The sequence below is a fragment of the Streptomyces manipurensis genome (assembly GCF_049570255.1).
Lineage (GTDB): Bacteria > Actinomycetota > Actinomycetes > Streptomycetales > Streptomycetaceae > Streptomyces > Streptomyces manipurensis.
Genome location: NZ_CP186950.1, coordinates 6,807,076 through 6,825,672, shown reverse-complemented (window position 1 = coordinate 6,825,672; position 18,597 = coordinate 6,807,076). Strand labels below are relative to the sequence as shown.

General features: G+C 72.2%; 19 protein-coding genes. 12 read left to right on the top strand and 7 right to left on the bottom strand.

Annotated elements, in window-relative coordinates; translation table 11 throughout:
• Positions 1–207: 207 nt before the first annotated feature.
• The 5 genes from nhaA to ACPU2J_RS31005 all read left to right on the top strand — a co-directional run bounded on the left by nhaA (position 208) and on the right by ACPU2J_RS31005 (position 5,056).
• Positions 208–1,545 (top strand): Na+/H+ antiporter NhaA, encoded by a 1,338-nt coding sequence (gene nhaA / locus ACPU2J_RS31025; RefSeq protein WP_423834537.1) that lies wholly within the window; start codon positions 208–210, stop codon positions 1,543–1,545.
• 128 nt (positions 1,546–1,673) lie between these two features.
• Positions 1,674–1,991: a hypothetical protein gene (locus tag ACPU2J_RS31020; RefSeq protein WP_423834536.1), complete on the top strand. Its 318-nt coding sequence runs from the start codon at positions 1,674–1,676 to the stop codon at positions 1,989–1,991.
• Positions 1,992–2,013: 22 nt separating this feature from the next.
• Positions 2,014–2,313 carry a hypothetical protein gene (locus ACPU2J_RS31015; RefSeq protein WP_423834535.1) on the top strand — a complete coding sequence of 100 codons (300 nt, stop codon included), beginning with the start codon at positions 2,014–2,016 and terminating at the stop codon, positions 2,311–2,313.
• 197 nt (positions 2,314–2,510) lie between these two features.
• Complete coding sequence (locus tag ACPU2J_RS31010) at positions 2,511–3,431, top strand: ATP-binding cassette domain-containing protein (RefSeq protein WP_423834534.1); 921 nt, start codon at positions 2,511–2,513, stop codon at positions 3,429–3,431.
• Positions 3,432–3,541: 110 nt separating this feature from the next.
• Positions 3,542–5,056: a hypothetical protein gene (locus tag ACPU2J_RS31005; protein WP_423834533.1), complete on the top strand. Its 1,515-nt coding sequence runs from the start codon at positions 3,542–3,544 to the stop codon at positions 5,054–5,056.
• A gap of 902 nt (positions 5,057–5,958) precedes the next feature.
• Here the strand turns inward: ACPU2J_RS31005 and ACPU2J_RS31000 are convergent.
• Complete coding sequence (locus ACPU2J_RS31000) at positions 5,959–8,238, bottom strand: SpoIIE family protein phosphatase (protein ID WP_423834532.1); 2,280 nt, start codon at positions 8,236–8,238, stop codon at positions 5,959–5,961.
• Entirely contained in the window at positions 8,235–8,645 is a 411-nt protein-coding gene (locus ACPU2J_RS30995) for an STAS domain-containing protein (RefSeq protein WP_423834531.1), read from the bottom strand. The genes ACPU2J_RS31000 and ACPU2J_RS30995 overlap by 4 nt, the downstream gene beginning before the upstream one ends.
• Before the next feature lie 243 nt (positions 8,646–8,888).
• Between ACPU2J_RS30995 and ACPU2J_RS30990 the strand changes: the two genes are divergently transcribed.
• Together ACPU2J_RS30990 and ACPU2J_RS30985 are read left to right on the top strand one after the other, a co-directional pair.
• Positions 8,889–9,803 carry a SigB/SigF/SigG family RNA polymerase sigma factor gene (locus tag ACPU2J_RS30990; RefSeq protein WP_423834530.1) on the top strand — a complete coding sequence of 305 codons (915 nt, stop codon included), beginning with the start codon at positions 8,889–8,891 and terminating at the stop codon, positions 9,801–9,803.
• Positions 9,804–10,199: 396 nt separating this feature from the next.
• Positions 10,200–10,568, top strand: coding sequence for an ATP-binding protein (locus tag ACPU2J_RS30985; RefSeq protein WP_423834529.1), 369 nt, complete (start codon positions 10,200–10,202; stop codon positions 10,566–10,568).
• Positions 10,569–10,978: 410 nt separating this feature from the next.
• Here the strand turns inward: ACPU2J_RS30985 and ACPU2J_RS30980 are convergent, their stop codons facing one another.
• From ACPU2J_RS30980 to ACPU2J_RS30970, 3 genes are read right to left on the bottom strand one after another with little or no spacing between them, the layout of a single operon-like run.
• Positions 10,979–12,214 (bottom strand): MFS transporter, encoded by a 1,236-nt coding sequence (locus tag ACPU2J_RS30980; RefSeq protein WP_423835029.1) that lies wholly within the window; start codon positions 12,212–12,214, stop codon positions 10,979–10,981.
• Positions 12,211–13,578 carry an FAD-dependent oxidoreductase gene (locus ACPU2J_RS30975; RefSeq protein WP_423834528.1) on the bottom strand — a complete coding sequence of 456 codons (1,368 nt, stop codon included), beginning with the start codon at positions 13,576–13,578 and terminating at the stop codon, positions 12,211–12,213. The genes ACPU2J_RS30980 and ACPU2J_RS30975 overlap by 4 nt, the downstream gene beginning before the upstream one ends.
• Before the next feature lie 47 nt (positions 13,579–13,625).
• Positions 13,626–13,835, bottom strand: coding sequence for a hypothetical protein (locus ACPU2J_RS30970; protein ID WP_423834527.1), 210 nt, complete (start codon positions 13,833–13,835; stop codon positions 13,626–13,628).
• Positions 13,836–13,940: 105 nt separating this feature from the next.
• On the opposite strand from ACPU2J_RS30970, the gene ACPU2J_RS30965 reads away from it, so the two are divergent.
• The 5 genes from ACPU2J_RS30965 to ACPU2J_RS30945 are packed head-to-tail and all read left to right on the top strand — an operon-like array spanning position 13,941 to position 16,716.
• On the top strand, positions 13,941–15,005 hold the full coding sequence (locus tag ACPU2J_RS30965; protein ID WP_423834526.1) for a flavin-containing monooxygenase: 1,065 nt from the start codon (positions 13,941–13,943) through the stop codon (positions 15,003–15,005).
• A gap of 43 nt (positions 15,006–15,048) precedes the next feature.
• Complete coding sequence (locus ACPU2J_RS30960) at positions 15,049–15,420, top strand: ArsR/SmtB family transcription factor (RefSeq protein ID WP_420078661.1); 372 nt, start codon at positions 15,049–15,051, stop codon at positions 15,418–15,420.
• Complete coding sequence (locus ACPU2J_RS30955; RefSeq protein ID WP_420078662.1) at positions 15,417–15,914, top strand: GNAT family N-acetyltransferase; 498 nt, start codon at positions 15,417–15,419, stop codon at positions 15,912–15,914. The genes ACPU2J_RS30960 and ACPU2J_RS30955 overlap by 4 nt, the downstream gene beginning before the upstream one ends.
• Before the next feature lie 54 nt (positions 15,915–15,968).
• The gene (locus tag ACPU2J_RS30950) at positions 15,969–16,373 is read left to right on the top strand and encodes a hypothetical protein (protein ID WP_423834525.1); all 405 of its coding nucleotides are present in this window, start codon (positions 15,969–15,971) and stop codon (positions 16,371–16,373) included.
• Positions 16,333–16,716, top strand: coding sequence for a TIGR02391 family protein (locus tag ACPU2J_RS30945; protein WP_423834524.1), 384 nt, complete (start codon positions 16,333–16,335; stop codon positions 16,714–16,716). Before ACPU2J_RS30950 ends, ACPU2J_RS30945 begins: the two co-directional genes overlap by 41 nt.
• 14 nt (positions 16,717–16,730) lie before the next feature.
• Here ACPU2J_RS30945 and ACPU2J_RS30940 read toward each other — a convergent pair whose 3' ends face one another.
• Complete coding sequence (locus tag ACPU2J_RS30940) at positions 16,731–17,786, bottom strand: ArsO family NAD(P)H-dependent flavin-containing monooxygenase (protein WP_420078665.1); 1,056 nt, start codon at positions 17,784–17,786, stop codon at positions 16,731–16,733.
• Entirely contained in the window at positions 17,783–18,565 is a 783-nt protein-coding gene (locus tag ACPU2J_RS30935) for an aquaporin (protein ID WP_420078666.1), read from the bottom strand. The genes ACPU2J_RS30940 and ACPU2J_RS30935 overlap by 4 nt, the downstream gene beginning before the upstream one ends.
• Between the last annotated feature and the right edge of the window lie 32 nt (positions 18,566–18,597).

The following is an 18,597-nucleotide window of genomic DNA, read 5'->3' as shown; positions in this document are numbered from 1 at the left end:
CGCGCCTTGGTGCCCACGGGCCCGCTGCCCCTTGTTCCCGCACGTCAAAGCCCCCCTGGCAACATCCCCGCCCTCCCTATAGGGTGTAAAGAACGCGTCAATGTGCTCATCACATCAAGGAGTGGCGCGGGGTGTGCCGGGAAGTCTGGTCGGCGTCCAAGGGGCCGCGTGCCCGCTGTCAGCCGACGCCCCGGAGGTACCCCTCTCATGACCGCTGCCCCGCCCCCACAGCGCTCTCCGTTCCTCGGCCTCCTCCCCTGGCCCGAGCGTCGCGCCATCGCCGCGGCCCTGCGGACCGAGACCATCGGCGGTCTGGTCCTGCTCGGTGCCGCGGTGATCGCACTGATCTGGGCAAACAGCCCGCTCGGCGACACCTATCAGCAGATACGTGACTTCCACTTCGGCATACCCGCCCTCGGCCTCGACCTGTCCGTCGGACACTGGACCGCCGACGGCCTCCTCGCCGTCTTCTTCCTCGTCGCGGGCATCGAGCTCAAGCGGGAACTCGTCGTCGGTGAACTGCGTACCCCTGCCACGGCTGCCCTGCCCGTCGTGGCCGCCCTGTGCGGCATGGTCGTGCCCGCCGCCCTGTACGCGCTGACCGCCGGTCTCGGCGGCGGCAGCCTCGACGGCTGGGCCGTGCCCATGGCCACCGACATCGCCTTCGCCCTCGCCGTGCTCGCGGTCATCTCCACCCACCTGCCGTCCGCCCTGCGCGCCTTCCTCCTCACCCTCGCCGTCGTCGACGACCTCGGCGCCATCCTCATCATCGCGATCTTCTTCACCAGCAGCCTCAACTTCTGGGCGCTCGGCGGCGCCGTCGCCGGCCTCGCTCTCTTCTACGCCCTCCAGCGCTTCCGCGTCCGCGGCTGGTGGTGGTACGTCCCCCTCGGCATCGCGACCTGGGCGCTGATGTACAACAGCGGCGTCCACGCCACCGTCGCCGGCGTCGCCATGGGCCTGATCCTGCGCACGACCCTCGACAAGGGCGAGAAGGCCTCGCCCGGGGCTCGCGTCGCCCACCTGGTCCACCCGCTCTCGGCAGGTGTGGCGGTCCCCCTCTTCGCGCTCTTCGCCGCCGGGGTCACCGTTTCCGGCTCCGCGATCGCCGACGTGTTCACCCGGCCCGAGCCGCTCGGTGTCGTGGTCGGCCTGGTCGTCGGCAAGATCCTCGGCGTGTTCGGCGGCACCTACCTCGCCGCCCGCTACACCCGCGCCCGCCTCAACCCCGACCTCGCCTGGGCCGACGTCTTCGGCCTCTCCGTCCTCGCCGGCATCGGCTTCACCGTCGCCCTCCTCATCGGCGAACTCGCCTTCCCGGGACAGGCGGTCACCGAGCAGATCAAGGCCGCCGTCCTCGTCGGCTCCGTCGCCGCCGCCGCCCTCGCCGCCCTCCTCCTGCGCCGCCGCAACACGGTGTACAAGCGGCTCTACGAGGAGGAGACCGTAGACGCCGACGCCGACGGCATCCCCGACATCTACCAGTACGACACCGCGGCGAACACCGGCGGCGCCGCTCGTGCGGACGGGAAGGTCACCGGGTGAACGGCGGCGTGACCTCACTGCCGGCTCCCGTGATCACATCGCCGTCCCGGTCATCCGCACCGCGCTCAGCGAAGTCCGCAGACCAGGCAGCACCCGCGGCCAGTGGGCACTCCACCGCCCCGAAGCCGATGGCAGCCGGCGCAACCGTCGCCACGGCCACGAGCCTGATCGGCGCCGTCCGGTACGGCCGGGCGCTGCTCCTCGGGGCGCCCGCCGCGCCCCTCGCCGACCACGCCAGGACGGGCGCGAGGCCCCTCGTGAATCCGGACAAGGAGCAGCTCGTGTCGGAGCGACGTCTCGCCAGGGTGCTCGTCGCGGCCGGCGTGCCTTTCACCCTGGCCGGTGCCGCGATGTACTTCCTGCCGGGCCCTGGCTTTCCCGTACTCCTCGCCGGTCTGGCCCTGCTCATCACCGGCCTGGTCATGACCGCGGCCGCTCGCCGATAGCCCCGCACAGGAACCGGTACCGATGAACTGGCAGTGGATCGGCTTGACGGTCTTCTCGCTCACCCTGCTCCCCGCCGGCCTGGCCATGGCCGCCGGTTGGGCACCAGCACGTCTGCGTGCCCGGCTGGCGCCGGTGCGCGCACACGGCTGGGGGCTGCTGGCCCTGTACGCCGTGGCGCCCCTGAACGCGCTCCCGCGCCTGACCGGGGCGTCCCCGCAGACGAGCCTGGTGTTGACCGCCGCCGGGGGCATCGTCGCGGTGGCGGGGTGTCTGTCGGCCGGCGTGGCCCGTCTCGCCACGGACAGGCGCGGCGTCCGATGACAGCGCAGCCCCGGTGACTGGGTAAGGCGCCGCTGGACGGCTCGCTCCGGGGGGCGCACGCCGCGCTGGCCCCCTGTTGAACGATGCCTTGCTCGGACACCGGATTCGTTGTGTGCCGCGTCTTGTCCGGCAGCGGCTGGCGCGAGTATGTTCACCAGCGGTGTGCCGGGAAGCCTGGTCGGCGATGAGGGGCCCCTGTGCCCGCCGCGCGACAACTGGAGGCCCTTATGGTCTCGCCCGCCGTCCGCACCGAGTCCCTGACCAAACGCTATGGCCGCGTCCTGGCCCTGGACGGGCTGGACCTGAGTGTCCCGGCCGGCGAGGTGTTCGGCTTCCTCGGTCCCAACGGTGCCGGCAAGTCCACCACCATCCGGCTACTGCTCGGGCTGGCCCGCCCCACCACCGGTCGGGCATCGGTCTTCGGCACCGATGCGGCCGACGTCGTCGTGACACACCGGCATCTGGCGTACGTACCCGCCGACGTGGCGCTGTGGACCCGGCTGACCGGCGCCGAGATCCTCGAACTGCTGGCCCGCACGGGCCCCGGCACCGACCTTCCCTACCGGGAGCAGCTGGTGGAGCGCTTCGACCTGGACCTGTCCAAGCCGGGCGGGACGTACTCGACCGGCAACCGGCAGAAGGTGGCACTGGTGGCCGCGTTCGCCACCCGCGCACCTCTGCTCGTCCTGGACGAGCCGACCAGCGGCCTGGACCCCCTGATGGAACGCGAGTTCCGCCACGCGGTCCGCGAAGCCCGGGACAACGGCCAGACCGTGTTCCTCAGCTCCCACCAGCTCGCCGAGGTCGAGGCCGTCTGCGACAAGGTGGCCATCCTGCGCGCGGGCCGGCTCGTCGACGTCGCCTCCGTGAGCGACCTGCGACGACTGCACCGCACCGAGGTGACCGTCTGCTTCACCGGCACGCCACCGGACCTGGCCCGCATTCCCGGCGTGGAGGCAGTCGAAGCGACCGGCCCCGCCTCCTTGCGGTTCACCCTCACCGGCCCCCCGGGGCCTGCCCTGCAACGACTCGCGGTGGCGGACGTGGTCAGCCTCGCCGTGCGGGAGCCCTCACTGGAGGAGATCTTCCTCGGCTACTACGGCGGGACGCAGCGGTGACCGCCCTCGCCCCAGCCACCACCCCGACAAACAGCGGCGCAGTGGCACGGCGGGCCGTGACAGCTCTGGCCTTGCGCCAGACCAGGCGCGGCGCACTCGTCGTAACCGCTGTGGCCGCCGGAATGTCGGCGGTGGCGGTCGCCGCCCACCGCAGCGCCGTCAAGGACCAGGTGGGCGCCGAAGCCCTCCAGGCGCTGGCGGGTAACCCCGCGATCCGCACCCTGTTCGGCGAACCGGTCGCACTGGACGAAGCCGGCGGATTCGCCGTGTGGCGCACGGGAACGGCGCTGGCCGTCGTACTGGCGGTGTGGGCGCTGCTCGCCGCAACGCGGATCACGCGGGGGGAGGAAGACGCCGGCCGGTGGGACGCCCTGCTCGCGGGGCGGGTCCCGGTCACCACCGTCGTGGCACACCACCTCGCCGTCCTGCTGGCGGCCTCACTTCTCGCGGGCGCGGCCGCGTTCGCCGGCCTGGCCGCCGCGGGAGCAACTCCGGGCGGCGCCGCGGTGCACAGTGCCGGGCTCGCCCTGTGCGGCATGTTCTTCGCCTCGGTCGGTGCGCTGGCCGCTCAGGTCTTCGCCACGCGGGCGTCGGCCAGCGGCGCGGCGGTGACGGTCCTGGGCATCGCCATGCTGCTGAGGATGGTCGGTGACGGTGCCGCCGGCCTGGGATGGCTGCGCTGGCTCTCCCCGTTCGGCCTGACGGCCCTGGCCCGCCCGTACGACCAGAACCGGCTGGTGCCGCTGCTGGTCCTGCTCGCCGCCGGCGTGGTACTCGCCACCGTGGCCGCGGTGGCCGCCGGCGGCCGGGACATCCGCGGCGGCTACCTGCGTTCCTCCTCCGGCCGGGCCCCGCGGATATGGCTGCTCGGCTCGGTGCAGGCGTTCGCGCTGCGCCGGCTGGCACGGCCGCTGGCCGCCTGGTCGGCCGGTGTCGGCGCCTACTACCTGCTCATCGGGGTCCTTGCCGAGTCCATGACCGACTTCCTCGCCGACAACCCGCACTTCGCCGACCTCGCCGCCCAGGCGGGCTTCACCGGCCTCGCCACCGTGCGGGGATATGCCGCCACGCTGTTCGCGCTGCTGGCCATCCCGGCTGGAGCCTTCGCCGCGATCCGGCTCGCCGCACTCGCCGCCGACGAGGCCGGCCGGCGCCTGACCCTCCTGCTCGCCCAGCCCCTCACCCGCACGAGAATGCTCACCGCCGAGATCAGCACCGCCATCGGCGGCGTCATCGCGCTCACCACCATCGCCGGCCTCGCCACCTGGACAGGAACAAAGGCCGCAGGCGCGGGCCTCAGTCTCTCTGCCGCACTGGCCGGAGCCTGGAATGTGCTGCCCATCGCACTGCTCTGCCTCGGCACCGGCACACTCGCCCTGGGCTGGGCCCCACGCGCCGTCACCCTCATCGGATCACTCCCGGCCGCAGGCGGATTCCTGCTGAAGGTCATCGCCGACACTTCCGCATGGCCGACGTGGGTCGGCCAGCTGTCCCCCTTCACCCACCTGGCCGCCGTCCCCGGCACCACCGTCAACTGGCCAGCCACCCTCATGATGGCCGCCATCGCCGCGCTCACCACAGCGACCGGAATCCTCCGATACCGACGGCGCGACCTGAGCCTGTAAAGCCGTCGGTGTAACTGACGATTCGCCGTCCAGAACCAGGCCGGGCGGCAGCTGCTGGACAGCGGCCGCGGCCAGGTCGGGAAACCGGTCGTGGATCAGAGAACCGCGCCTGGTCTGCAGCAGGACTCGCCAGCCCGGCTCGGGCGGGGTGAACAGCAGGGCGCGGTGGCTGTCGAACTTCTGCTCGTATGCCACATTCCGCTTGGCACCGGAGGGTGGGATCGCCTCGGCGGCCTGCGCCAGTATCGGCTCCACCGGGGGTCTCAGCGTCACCTCGAATGCCTGCCTCTGCCGTTCAGGAAGGTATTCCACCGGAAGTCCTTCAGCGCCCTGTCGGCGCTCTGCACCACTGGATTCGGCGTCTTGGCCTCTGGAATCGCTGTGGACATCGCGGCCAGAGGCCCGGACTCAGACGCCCTGGGGGGCATGGCTGCGGGAAGGATTTGATCGAACAGGGAAGCCGAGAAGACGGTCCGCCGGATTCCTGGCGGACCGTCATCGTAGAAACGGGTCGAGTTAGTCCCGATGGCGGGAGCCAGGCCTCCTCAGTCTCCGCCTAGCTGCCACGACAGCAAGGCCGACAATCACGCCAGCGCCTGCCTGTAAACCTACAGATATAGTCGAGTCGCCCTGAGATGCGCCTGCGAGCAGGTATCCGATACAACCTATCAGTGCGCCGCAGATGTACTGCGCCTGGAACTCATCAAGCTATTTATACGTCGACTCATTCTGATCCCCTGAACACTCCGTATACGCCGCCGATAGCGAAACCGGTGGCGGACCCCCAGCCTTCGCCAACGGCTGCACCGGGCCTGCATCCCATGCCTCGACGGCGCGGGCGGCACTGACCCCTTCGGCGAGGGCGGGGTGCCTTCCCCGGCGCCTCCACGAACGGTGGGGCCTCATCGGCCTTCCGTGACGGTGGCGGCCTTCGGTCGTGCCGATGGCGCGGCCGGCCCCGTCGGGGGCGTGGTTGCGGTCAGTACGAGGATGGCTTGGTCGTCGTCGATGGTGTCGCCTGCGGTGAAGGTGCGGACGGCTTGGGTCAGCGCGTCGATGATGTCCTGCGCGGTGGGCCGTTCGGGGGCGCTGCTCACGGCGTCGAAGAGGCGCTGGTCGTCGAACATCGCGCCGTCCCGGCGGCGTGCCTCGGTGATGCCGTCGGTGTAGAGGAGGAGGCTCTCGTGGGGGTGCAGGTGCAGGCGGAGGGGCGTGACGTGTGGGTCGGAGCCGATGCCGAGCAGGATCCCCTGGGCGTCGACGGCGCGGGCGGTGCGGTGGGCGTCGAGGTGGAGGGGCGGGGTGTGGCCGGCGCGTACGAGTTCGATGTCCAGCCCGGTGGGGGTGGGGGTGAGCTGGCCGTAGACGAGGGTGACGAAGCCGGTGCCGTGGCTGCCGGGACGGTTGGTCAGGGCCCGGTTGACGGCTTTGACGACGTCTTCGGGACCGGGGAGCAGGGGGGCCACGGCGCGGGCAGTGTGGCGGACCAGGGCGGTGGTGGTGGCGGCGATGGCGCCGCGGCCGCAGACGTCGCCGAGCATGAAGGCCCAGCGGCCGTCGTCCAGGGGGAAGACGTCGTAGAAGTCGCCGCCGACGTCGAGGCCTTCGCCGGCGGGGTGGTAGTAGGTGGCGACGTCCGCGCCGGGCACCTGGGGCAGGTCGGGCAGGAGCAGGCCGGCCTGGAGGTCGCGGGCGAGGGTGTGGCGGTGGGTGTACTGGCGGGCGTTGCGTGCGGCGGAGGCGGCACGGCGGGCGAGTTCTTCGGCCAGGGCGACGGTGTGCCCGTCGAAGCTGTACTCGCCGGTGGACAGAAGGGTCACGGTGGCGAAGGCACGTCCCCGGTCGACCAGTGGGACACACAGGTAGCCGGTGACGCCCAGGTCGTGCCAGGGGCCGGGTCCGGTGGGGGTGCGGCGGGCGACCTCGCTGGTGGCGGAGGCCAGGACGCGGGCTACGGCGTCGTCATCGGCGTCGTAGACCGGGATGTGCGAGGCCAGCAGGTCCTGGTCACGCTGAGTGGGGGCAGCGGCCGCCACACGGCGTACCCGCCCGCTCTCGATGACGTCGACCGCGCACAAGGGGGCGAGTCTGGGTACGCAGGAGGCTGCCAGACGGGTCAGGATCTGGGTGGTGTCCAGATCGGAGGACAGGACAGTGCTGGCCTCCAGCAGGAAGGCGACGTCGTCGCGGGCGGCCTTCTCCCGGGACTCGGCCGTCGTGCGTGCCTGTTCGGCGTGGTGACGTTCGATGGCCAGGGCAGCGGTGTCGGCGAAGACCCGGGCGAGGGCAAGGTCGGCGTCCTGCGGGGCACGCGGGATGCGGTGGTACATGGCGAAAGTGCCCAGCAAGCCGCCGTCGCGGGCCAGGATCGGGGTGGACCAGCAGGCGGCCAACCCGGCCTTGTCGGCCAGGTCACGGAAGTCGTCCCAGAACGGGTCGGTACGGATGTCGCTGACGATCACCGGGTGCCGCCGGTGGGCAGCGGTGCCGCAGGAGCCGACGCCCTCGCCGGTGGCGATGCCGTCGATGGCCTGGTTGTAGAAGTCGGGCAGGCTGGGCGCGGCACCGTGGCGCAGGTGGCGGCCGTCGGTATCGGCCAGCAGCACGGAGACGAAGACCTCGTCGGGGGCGAGGTCCTCGATGGCCCGGGCCATGCCGTCCAGCACGTCGGCCAGGGGCGCCTGACGGGCGATCTGCTCCAGCAGCACCCGGTGTTCGGCCGTCAGCCGCTGGGCCTGCTTGACCTGGGTGGACTCCACCCCGATCACCCGGACCCCCATGACGTTGCCCCCTGCGTCCAGGCGGGGCTCGTAGGAGAAGTCGAAGAAGCCCTCCCGCGCGCCGGCTCCGACACCCAGCAGTACCCGGGCCTCGCGGGCGGTGGAGGGCTCGCCGGTGCGGTAGACGCGGTCCAGGAGCGTGATGAAGCCCTGCTCGGCGAGTTCGGGCATCAGCTGCCCCAGCGGCAGGCCGGTGCGGGCGCGCTCGGGCCCGCCGATCGTTTCGAAGAAGGCCTCGTTCGCCGTCTCCACCATGTGAGCGGGGCCAGCGAGGGAGGCGAAGATGGCGGAGGACTGCCCGAACAGGGCCCGCAGATCCTGGTCGGGGTCTGCGGGGCCCACGGTGCGCGTGCCCGCCGGCCCGGCAGGCTGGGGGACACCGGGCCCCGCTACGCGCTTCATGTGTTCTGCCTCTCCCTCTGCGGTGCCGCGTCGTCCGCGCCGGCGGCCACCCTGTCATGCCCGCTTCCGTCCGCGGCCAGCGCCTGATCGGCATCGGTGTACACGGAGAAGATCTGGTCCAGCCCTGTCACTGAGAACAGGCGGGCCACCGAAGAGGGCACGGCCGCCAGACGCAGCACCCGTTCCTTCCCGGCCAACTGGTGGTAGAGCCGCAGCAGCGCACCGATACCGGAAGAGTCGCAGAACGTCAGGCCGGCACAGTCGACCACCACCACGCCCGCGCCCGGCCCCCGCGCGGCTTCCTCGTCGCCGGCCTCGTGCAACTGAACCACGCTGTCGAAATCGAGCTCCCCGCGCAGCGCGATGACCGCACCGCGCGCCTGCTGCATGACCTGCACCGAGAACACCCTTGAGATTCCTCCGCGTGGAGCGTGCACTGACAACCCACTCATCGTAGAGAGCTACGGTGGCGGCCCCGGCCGCGGGCGGGTGCTGATCGGCCTGGACAAGGAATTCTCGTCCGGGCGCCGGCCGAGGTGGTGCTGGGCCTGGACGGGGGCAAACCGATTGACTGGAAGGGGGCATGGAACTGCGGGGCCTGGGCAGACGGGGTCGGACAGCCGTTGGTCAACCGGGAGGGAGCGGTCGTCATGACACACACGGCCACCGTCATAGGCCTCACTCAGGCAGAAGACGCGCAGGTTACGGGCGTTGCGGGAGCGTCGACGCAGGAGCTGGAGCCGGTCCTGCCGGGTAGCGCTCGTGAGATGGCGCCCTCCGATGCCCGTGAGCTGTCCCGTCACTTCTTCCGGCGGCTGCGGTCCTTGGAGGAGGGAACGCGTGAGTACCAGTACACCCGTAACACCCTGATCGAGATGAACCTCTCCCTCGTCCAGTTCGCGGCGCGGCGCTTCCGGGCCCGCGTGATGGGCGGCGGCCTGGACATGGACGACATCATCCAGGTCGGGACCATCGGCCTGATCAAGGCCATCGACCGCTACGACCTCGACCGCGAGGTCGAGTTCTCCACGCTCGCCCTCCCCTACATCACCGGGGAGATCAAGCGGTACTTCCGCGACACCACCTGGGCCGTGCACGTGCCCCGCCGGCTGCAGGAGCTCCGCACCGAACTCGCCAAGGCGCAGGAGACCCTGACCGATGTCCTGGGCCGGGCGCCGACGGTCAAGGAGATCGCCCAGCACCTGGAGCTGACCGAGGACGAGGTCATCGACGGCCTGGTGGCTGCGAACGGCTACACCAGCGGCTCCCTCGACACCGCGGGTGCCGACGACGACGCGCAGTCCACCGCGAACCGGGCAGCCCGGCCGCTGGCGGAACGTCTCGGCGAGGCCGACCCCGCCATGGAGCTCTTCGAGGAGTTCCACACCCTCGCACCCCTGCTGGCGGAACTCGACGAACGCGACCGGCGCATCCTGGCGATGCGCTTCGGCCAGGACAAGACGCAGGCCGAGATCGGTGCCGAACTGGGCATCTCGCAGATGCAGGTCTCCCGTCTCCTCTCCCGCACCCTGACGCGCCTGCGCGCCGGCATGATCACTGCCTAGGACCCCACCATGACGTCCCCACCGAGGAACCCGGCGCGCCGTGGACTGCGACCGGCGACCCACCCGGCCTGCGAACAGGTCTGTCTCCCCACCACCGGAGACATCATCGTCCCCCGTTCTCCCCAGCGATCACCCCGCCGCGAGACAGCTCTGGCACCGCTGACACCATCGGCTCTGCTTTCGGCCTTCCCGCGCCGGCTGGAACGCGCCACCGTGCCTCCTGCACCCGCTACGTGCCGTGACACGGGCTCGTTGCCGGCTTCAGGATCCTTGGGTGAGCACGGCAGCGGAGCCATGGGGCAGAGTAGGGAAGCAGGCTCTGACGACACATTTGGCTCTCGTTCACACCCCAGGAGGCAGCGTCGTCGGCTCGCCCTGGCAGGTGTGCCCCGGCATGTGGCCAAGGGGCGCGACTTCACACGCCAAGCGCTTCAGGACTGGGGCTGGGACGGGACCGAGACCTCCGAGGACACCCTGCTCCTCGTGTCCGAACTGCTCACCAACGCCTCTCTGCACTCCAACGGCTGCCGCGAACTCGTCCTGACCGCCGCCGGAGCGACCCTGCGCATCGAGGTCCACGACGGCACGACAGCCCTTCCCGTCCGCCACCCGGCGCCCCGACCCGGCATCCCGGGCGGCCGCGGCCTGTACATAGTGGAGCGCCTGTCCGATCGCTGGGGCACACACACGTACGGGGACGGCAAGGCCGTATGGGCCGAGATCGAGACGAACCGGCTCGAGCACGGCACAACAGCGGAACACTGACCCGGTGTAAGGGCTCCGCGGCTTGCAGGGAGTTGAGGGGATCAGGGCGAAGGCTCGGGCACGCGGGCGGCGAGTGCGGCGCGCACGGCGCCGACCAGGTGGGCACCCAGCTCTCCGCACAGCGCGTGGCCGAACGAGAGCCCGACCCCGGCGACAGCCAACAGCCCACCGACCGCACCCCGCAGCATCGAACGGCGGACGCGCCGTCCCCGGGCCGCTTCCGCGTGATCCTCTCGGGCAGAATCACCTACGGCCACGTCTCTCCCCCCTCCCGCCCCGCCGCAGCCACGGCTGTCTCAGCTGTGGGAAATCGGCCATGCGCACGTACCCGTGGCAACCGTACGCCCGGCTCCTCAAAGACGCCGAGACCGCGGGATACGACGGAGACCACAAGCGACCCACGCAGCCGGCTACGGGCTCCGGCCTGGCGGTCTGGGAGTGGTGGCCAGGGCTGTGATGGCTCCGGCGGTGGCGATCGCGGACAGCAGGACGAAGAGGGACGCGTAGCCGCCGAGCGGAGCGGCCAGCAGTGCTCCGGCGAAGGGGGCGAGGGCTGCTGCTGCGTGGGCGGGTGCGCCGAGGAGTCCGGAGAGCCGGCCGTAGTGGGCGGTGCCCCAGCGGTCGGTGACGGCGGTGGCCTGGAGGAGGGTCAGGTTGCCGCGGACGATGCCTGCCAGCACGGACAGCACGACGAGGAGGGCGTATGGGCTGGGGGTGAAGGCGAGGGCTGCGGTGGTGAGTCCGCCGAGGCCGACGAGGGTGGCGGTGCGGGTGATGGTGCCGGTGTGGCGGGCGAGGGTGGCGTAGAGGGTGCGGCCGAGGGTTTGTCCGGCGCCGCCGAGGCCGAGAGCCCAGGCGGCTTGGGTGGTGGTGTAGCCGCGTTCGAGGAAGAGCGGGACGAGGGTGATGACGGCGGCGTACATCGCGAACGCGGACAGGGTGAAGGTCGCGGCGAGCATCCAGAACGCCCGGCTGCGTACGGCGGGGTCCGGCCCCGTGGCCGGTGGGTGAGTGCCGGCGTCGGAAGCTGGTGGCCAGGGGGCGCGGAGGGCGAGGGCGTGGGTGGGGATGGTGAGGGCGGCGAGGATCGCGGCGAGGACGGCGTAGGTGGTGCGCCAGGAGTAGTGGCCGGCGAGGACGGCGGTCAGGGGTGCGAAGACGGTGGAGGCCAGTCCCCCGGCGAGGGTGACGACGGTCAGGGCGCGGATGTGGTCGGGGGACCACCAGCGGGTGAGGGCGGCGAAGGCGGGCGGGTAGAAGGTGGCGGCCATGGACGCGCCGGCCAGGAGCCATCCGGTGGTGAACACGGCGAGGTTGGGGGCGGCGGCCACGATGAGGAGGCTGAGCGGGCCCAGGACGGAGCCGGCCGTCATGACGGCGCGGGGGCCGTGGTGGTCCAGGACGCGGCCGACGTAGATGCCGACGGCCGCGGAGACGATGAGTGCGGCGGAGAATGCGGCCGTGGTCAGGCTGGCGGGCCAGCCGGTGGCGTGGGTGATGGTGGGGTTGAGGACGGGGAAGGCGTAGTAGAGGACGCCCCAGCTGGTGATCTGCGTGATGCAGAGGGCGGGCAGGACGGCACGTGGCCGCGACCGGACCCCCGTCCCGGTCGCGGTCACGCTGGCCTTGGTGTTCGGCACCGTCAGCAGCCGCCGGAGGAGACCGCGGCGGGGGCGCCGATGGTGAGGGTGGCCGGGGCCGCGCAGCAGCCGCCGTCGCTCGGCTCCGCGGTCTCGGGCTGGTCGAAGAGTCCGGCGCCGCCGCAGACGCCGGTTTCGGGGAGGGTGAGTTCGACGCGTTCGGCGGCCTCGTGGTCGCCGGCGAGGTGGGCGGCGATGGAGCGGACCTGCTCGTAGCCGGTCATGGCGAGGAAGGTCGGGGCGCGGCCGTAGGACTTCATGCCGACGAGGTAGAGGTCCTTCTCGGGGTGGGAGAGCTCGGCCTGGCCGTGGGGGTAGACGGTGCCGCAGGAGTGCTGGTTGGGGTCGATCAGCGGCGCGAGAGCGAGGGGGGCCTGGAGGCGTTCGTCGAGGCCGAGGCGGAGTTCGTCCAGGAAGGTCAGGTCGGGGCGGAAGCCGGTCAGCACGATCACCTCGTCCACCGCGTCCAGGCGGCGGCCGTCCTCGCCGACCAGGATCAGGCGGCCGTCGTGGTCCCGCTCGAAGGCGTCGGTGCGGAAGCCGGTGACGGCGTCCGCGTAGCCGCCGTCCACGGCTGCCTTCGCGGCCAGGCCGAGGGCCCCGCGGGCGGGCAGCTGGTCGGCTGCGCCACCGCCGAAGGTGGAGCCGGAGATCCCGCGGCGCAGGATCCACGTGGCGTGCGTGCCTGCTCCGTCGCCGGTCTTGGCGAGGTCGGCGAGGTAGGCGAGAGCGGTGAAGGCGGAGGCACCTGAGCCGATGACGGCGGTGCGCCTGCCTGCGTACCGGGCCCGGACGGCGGGGTCGGCCAGATCGGGGACGCGGTAGGTGATCCGGTCGGCGGCCGTCTTCTCGCCGAGGGCGGCGAGGCCGCTGGCGCCGGCGGGGCTGGGGGTGGACCAGGTGCCGGAGGCGTCGATGACGGCGCGGGCGAAGAGCCGTTCCTCGCGGCCGTCGCCTGTTTCGGTGTGCACCACGAACGGCTGGGCGTCGCGGTCGGCGTCGACGATGCGGTCCCGGCCCGCCCGGGAGACGCCGGTGACGCGGGTGCCGTAGCGGACTCGGTCGCCGAGGGCTTCGGCGAGGGGCTGGAGGTAGCGGGCGGCCCAGTCGCCGCCGGTGGGGTAGGTGGCCGGGTCGGGCTTCACCCAGCCGGTCGGTGCGAGGAGCTTCTCGGCGGCCGGGTCGACGACTTCACCCCAGGTGGAGAACAGGCGCACGTGCGACCACTGGCGGGTCGCGGTCCCGGCGTGGGGGCCGGATTCGAGGACGAGGAAGTCCAGGCCGCGCTCGCGGAGGTGGGCGGCGGCGGCCAGGCCGGCGGGGCCGGCCCCGATCACGACGACGGGCAGTTCGGTGGTGGTCTCGCTCATGACGTGTCTCCGGTGTTCAGCGGCAGCGGGGTGGATGTTGGTGGAGTTCAGCAGCAGCGGGCGCCGGCGGCGGCGGCCGCGCGCTTGGCCTGCGGGCCGCAGCAGGTGCCGGCCGCTTGCGCGTCCTCGCGGGTGCCGCAGCACGGTGAGGACTGGGCTGGGGCCGCCTCGGCGTCAGGCTGGACGGGGGCGGGGCCGCAACAGGAGGCCGCCGGCTCGGTGCGGTCGGGGGTGGTGGGGGTGATCTGCTCGTTCATGACGACTCCTGGTGTTTCGATGTTTGTCTATGGCTTGCGTGATCAGCATGGCACCTGTATCGATAGGCGTCAACATAGACGTTTATCTAATCCTTGGGGGTTGCGATGGAGCACGTGGAAGCCGTCGTCATCGGGGGCGGGCAGGCAGGGCTGGCGGCCGCGCACGCACTGGCCGCAGCGGGGCTGAAGCCGGTGGTTCTGGAGGCGTCGGGGTGGGCGGTCGGCTCATGGCCGCACTACTACGACAGCCTGACCCTGTTCTCGCCGGCCCGGTTCAGCTCTCTGCCCGGCCTGCCCTTCGGCGGGGATCCGGACCGCTACCCGCACCGCGACGAGGTCGCCGGCTACCTGGACCGCTACGCCGCCCGCCTGGACGCCCAGATCCGCACCGGCACCCGGGTGGCCGAGGTAGCAGCCGAGAAAGGCCACTTCAGGATCGACCTGGAGGCCGGAGCCGGCCTCACGGCCGGCGCCGTGGTGGCGGCGTCGGGGAGCTTCGGCAACCCCCACCGGCCGGCACTGCCGGGCCTGGAGTCCTTCACCGGCCAGGTCCTGCATGTCGCCGACTACCACACCCCCGACGCATTCGAGGGTCGGCGGGTCGTGGTGGTCGGGGCAGGCAACTCCGCGGTCCAGGTCGCCGCCGAACTGGCCCGCACCAGCCGCACCACCCTTGCCACCCGGGCGCCGGTGAAGTTCGCCCGCCAGCACCTGCTGGGCAGGGACCTGCACTTCTGGCTGACCGGCACGGGGTTGGACGGCGCCCCGCTCGGCCGCCTGCTGCGCACCCCGCCGTCCCAGCCCGTCCTCGACGACGGCCGCTACCGTGCTGCGCTCGCGGCGGGCCTGCCCGAGCGCCGACCGGTCTTCACCGGCCTCGACGGCGACACGGTCACCTGGGCGGACGGGACGGCGGAGAAGGCGGACGCGGTGATCCTCGCGACCGGATACCGGCCCCACCTGCCCTACCTCGCCCGCCTGGACGGCGCGCTGGACTCCGCCGGGCGCCCCCGCCACCGCGACGGCGCCTCCCTCGCCCACCCGGGGCTCGCGTTCGTGGGGTTGGAGTGGCAGCGCAGCCTGTCCTCGAACAGCCTGCGCGGGGTGGGCCGGGACGCGAGCCGGGCGGCCCGTCGCCTCGCCGCACACCTCGCCCGAGCCCGCCAGTGAGCCCGACCTACCCGACTGATTCGACATGTGTCAACATAGATACATGTCGAATGTGAAGGTTCTGCCGCTGCTGGAGCCCGACGTCGTCGCGTGCTGCCCGCCGCTGAACGAGCGCCCCATGTCCGCGGACGAGGCCGAGGTCGCGGCGAAGATGTTCAAGGCCCTCGGCGACCCGGTCCGCCTGCGTCTGTTCTCCGCCGTCGCCTCCCACGAGGGCGGAGAGGCGTGTGTGTGCGACATCTCCGACGTCGGTGTCTCCCAGCCGACCGTGTCCCACCACCTCAAGAAGCTCAAGGAGGCCGGACTGCTGTCGTCCGAGCGCCGCGGCACGTGGGTGTACTACCGGGTCGAGCCGGCTGTCCTCGCCGCGATGGGCGCGCTCCTGTCCGGCGCCGCAGGCGGCGTCTCCGCATGAGCGCAGTGCGGATCGGGGCGCTGCTGCCCGAGCACGCCGGGCAGGTTCTGGCGATCTACCAGGCCGGGATCGACGAGGGCAACGCCACCTTCGAGGCGCGGGCCCCGGAGTGGGCGGCGTTCGACAAGGCCAAGCTGCCCGGCCACCGGTTCGTCGCCCTCGGCCCCGACGGGCGGGTGCTGGGGTGGGTGGCGGCGAGCGCCGTCTCGGACCGGTGCGCGTATGCGGGCGTGGTCGAGCACTCCGTCTACGTCCACCCCGGCGCCCGCGGCCGCGGCGTCGCCCGCGGGCTGCTGGAGGCGCTGATCGCCTCCACCGAGGCGGCCGGGATCTGGACGATCCAGTCCGGGATCTTCCCCGAGAACACCGCCAGCCTCGCCCTCCACGAGCGGGCGGGCTTCCGCGTCATCGGCACCCGCGAACGCATCGGCCGCCATCACGGCGCATGGCGAGATGTGGTCCTGCTGGAGCGCCGCAGCACCGTGGTTATGTGAACTGATCTGGGAATTCTGCCTCCGGAGCAGTGGGAGCGGGGGCAGGATTCGGCCATGGCCATTCCCATTGCAGACATCGCATGGGTCCGCGCGGAGCTGGCCCGGTTCCTGGAGCTGACCACGCTGTACCACCCGCCGGACCCTCCAGGGGTCACCTTCATCACCTCCCGCATGTCCAACCGCGGGGAGCAGAAGGACAGTGCTGCCAGTGCGCAGGTTGTCGAGCAGATCCTGGACCGTGTCCTGCCCCGCTGGCGCACGGAGACACCGGACAGCCGCGTCAACCGATGGTGCCGACACCGGGAAGCCGCCCAGCGGGCCGAGGCCGTCCTCGAACGCGACACCGAAGTCCGTGCCCGGCTCGGCGATGACGCCCCGGACCTGAACGCGGCGGCGATGCGTCCCTGGGCGTGGGAGGGTGGGTGCGCGGCCGCTGTGGCAGAGCGGGCACTTCCGTGAAGCCGTCACAGCGGCCGCCCGGAAGGTCAACGCCGAGACGCAGAACAAGCTGGGCCGCAAGGACGCGAGTGAGAGGCGGCTGTTCCAGCCGGCGTTCTCCCAGGACGACCCCAGGGCCGGCCAGCCCCGTCTGCGGTTGATGGACGACGACGGCAGCGACACCTACCGCAGCCTCCACCGCGGCGCGTCAGCCTTCGCCGAAGGCTCCTTCGCCGCCATCCGCAACCCCAACAGCCACGCCGACGGCCTGCCGGACCTGCCCCAGCACGAAGCGCTGGAGCAGCTGGCCGCGCTCAGTGTCCCGGCCCGCTGGGTGGACGCCGCGACCGTGGCCACCGCCTGACACGGCCGGCCGGCTCAGACGAGCAGGTCGCGGATCTCACGGGCGGCTTCGCGGGCGGTACGACCCACCCCGATCAGGGTGGCGGATGCCGGGCCGGTCCAGTCGCCGTACCCGACGAAGTGCAGCCGCGGGTCCTCGGTGGCGCGGGTGCCGGTGGTGGCGATGCGCCCGCGGGTGCCGCGCAGGCGCAGGTCGGCGACGTGGGCGAGGGCGGGGCGGAAGCCGGTCGCCCAGATGACTGCGTCGGCGCCCTGATGGGTGCCGTCCGCCCACTGGGCGCCCGTCGCGGTGAGTCGGGTGAACATGGCGCGGGCTGCCAGGAGTCCGGCGTCGCGGGCGGCGCGGACCGGAGGCACGGCGACGATGTCTCCGAGGGAGGCGACGCCGCCGGTGTCGGTACGGCCTTCGTCCAGGGCGCGGCGGCGGGCGGTGGCCACGTCGAAGAGGGCGCGGCCGTCGATGTCGTCGGCGAGGTAGCGCGGCGGGCGCTGCGTCACCCACGTCAGGTGTGCGTGGCCGGTGAGGTCGGCGGCGATCTGCGCGCCCGAGTTGCCGCCGCCGACCACGATCACGCGCTGCCCGGCGAACTCGGCCGGGCCGGCGTACCGGATGGTGTGGAGCTGTCGGCCGGTGAACTCGCGTCGGCCCTCGACCGCGGGCACGAAGGGCCGCGTCCACGTGCCGGTCGCACTGACGACCGCGCGGGCCCGCCAGGTACCGGAGCCGCTCTCCACACGCAGCAGCGTGCCCTCGTCGTGGACCCCGTCCACCCGCACCCCGTGCTGGACGGGGAGTGCGTAGCGCTTCTCGTAGTCGGCCAGGTAGGCGACCACGTGCTCGGCGTCCGGATAGGTCTGGCCTTCCTGGATGGGCATGAGGCGGCCGGGCAGGGAGGAGTGGGCGGCCGGCGAGAACAGACGGAGCGAGTCCCACATGTGCTGCCAGGCCCCGCCGGGCACCGCCTGGGCGTCGAGGATGACGTGCTCGATGCCCAGACGGCGCAGGTGGTAGCCGGCGGCGAGCCCGGACTGGCCGCCGCCGATCACCACGACATCCGTGCGCTGCGTCACGCGGCGGGCCGTCCGCTGCCGGTCTCACCGGGCATGAAGATGACCGCCACCAGGGCCAGGCCCACGACTGCGCCGAGCAGCTGCATGCCGATGAAGGCGGGCACCGAGCCGGGGGCGATGCCCGCGAAGGTGTCCGTGAACGCGCGGCCGATGGTGACGGCGGGGTTGGCGAAGGAGGTGGAGGAGGTGAACCAGTACGCGGCGCCGATGTAGGAGGCCACGGCAACCGGGGCGAAGCGCAGCCGGTCCGACTTGGCCAGGCCGAAGATCAGCAGGATCAGGCCCGCGGTCGCCACGACCTCGCCGAGGAGCAGGTTGCCCGCGGAGCGGTCGTGGCTGGACCACTTCACCAGCGGCGCCCCGAACATGGCGTCGGCCAGGATGGCGCCCGCGATCGCACCGGCGATCTGGGCAGGGACGTACACGGCGAGCTCTCGGCCGGTCACCCCGGCGCCACCGCGGCGGGCAGTCCACCACTCGGCGAGGCTGACGGCCGGGTTGAAGTGTGCGCCGGAGACCGGGCCGAGCAGCACGATCAGGACGCCGAGGCCGAAGACGGTGGCGGTGGAGTTGGCCAGCAGCTGCAGGGCGACGTCGTCGGTCAGCGCGGTGGCCTGGATGCCGGAGCCGACCACGATCGCGACCAGAGCGGCAGTCCCGACCAGCTCGGCGGCCGCGCGGGCGAGGAGCGGCTTGCGCGGAGGGGTCGCGCCCGGTGCGGGCTGCGGCGCCGGAGCGGCGGATATGGCGCCGCTCGGGACGGGTTCGGTGGCGGTCAAGACGGAGTTCTCCTCGGGCAGGCGCGGCAGGA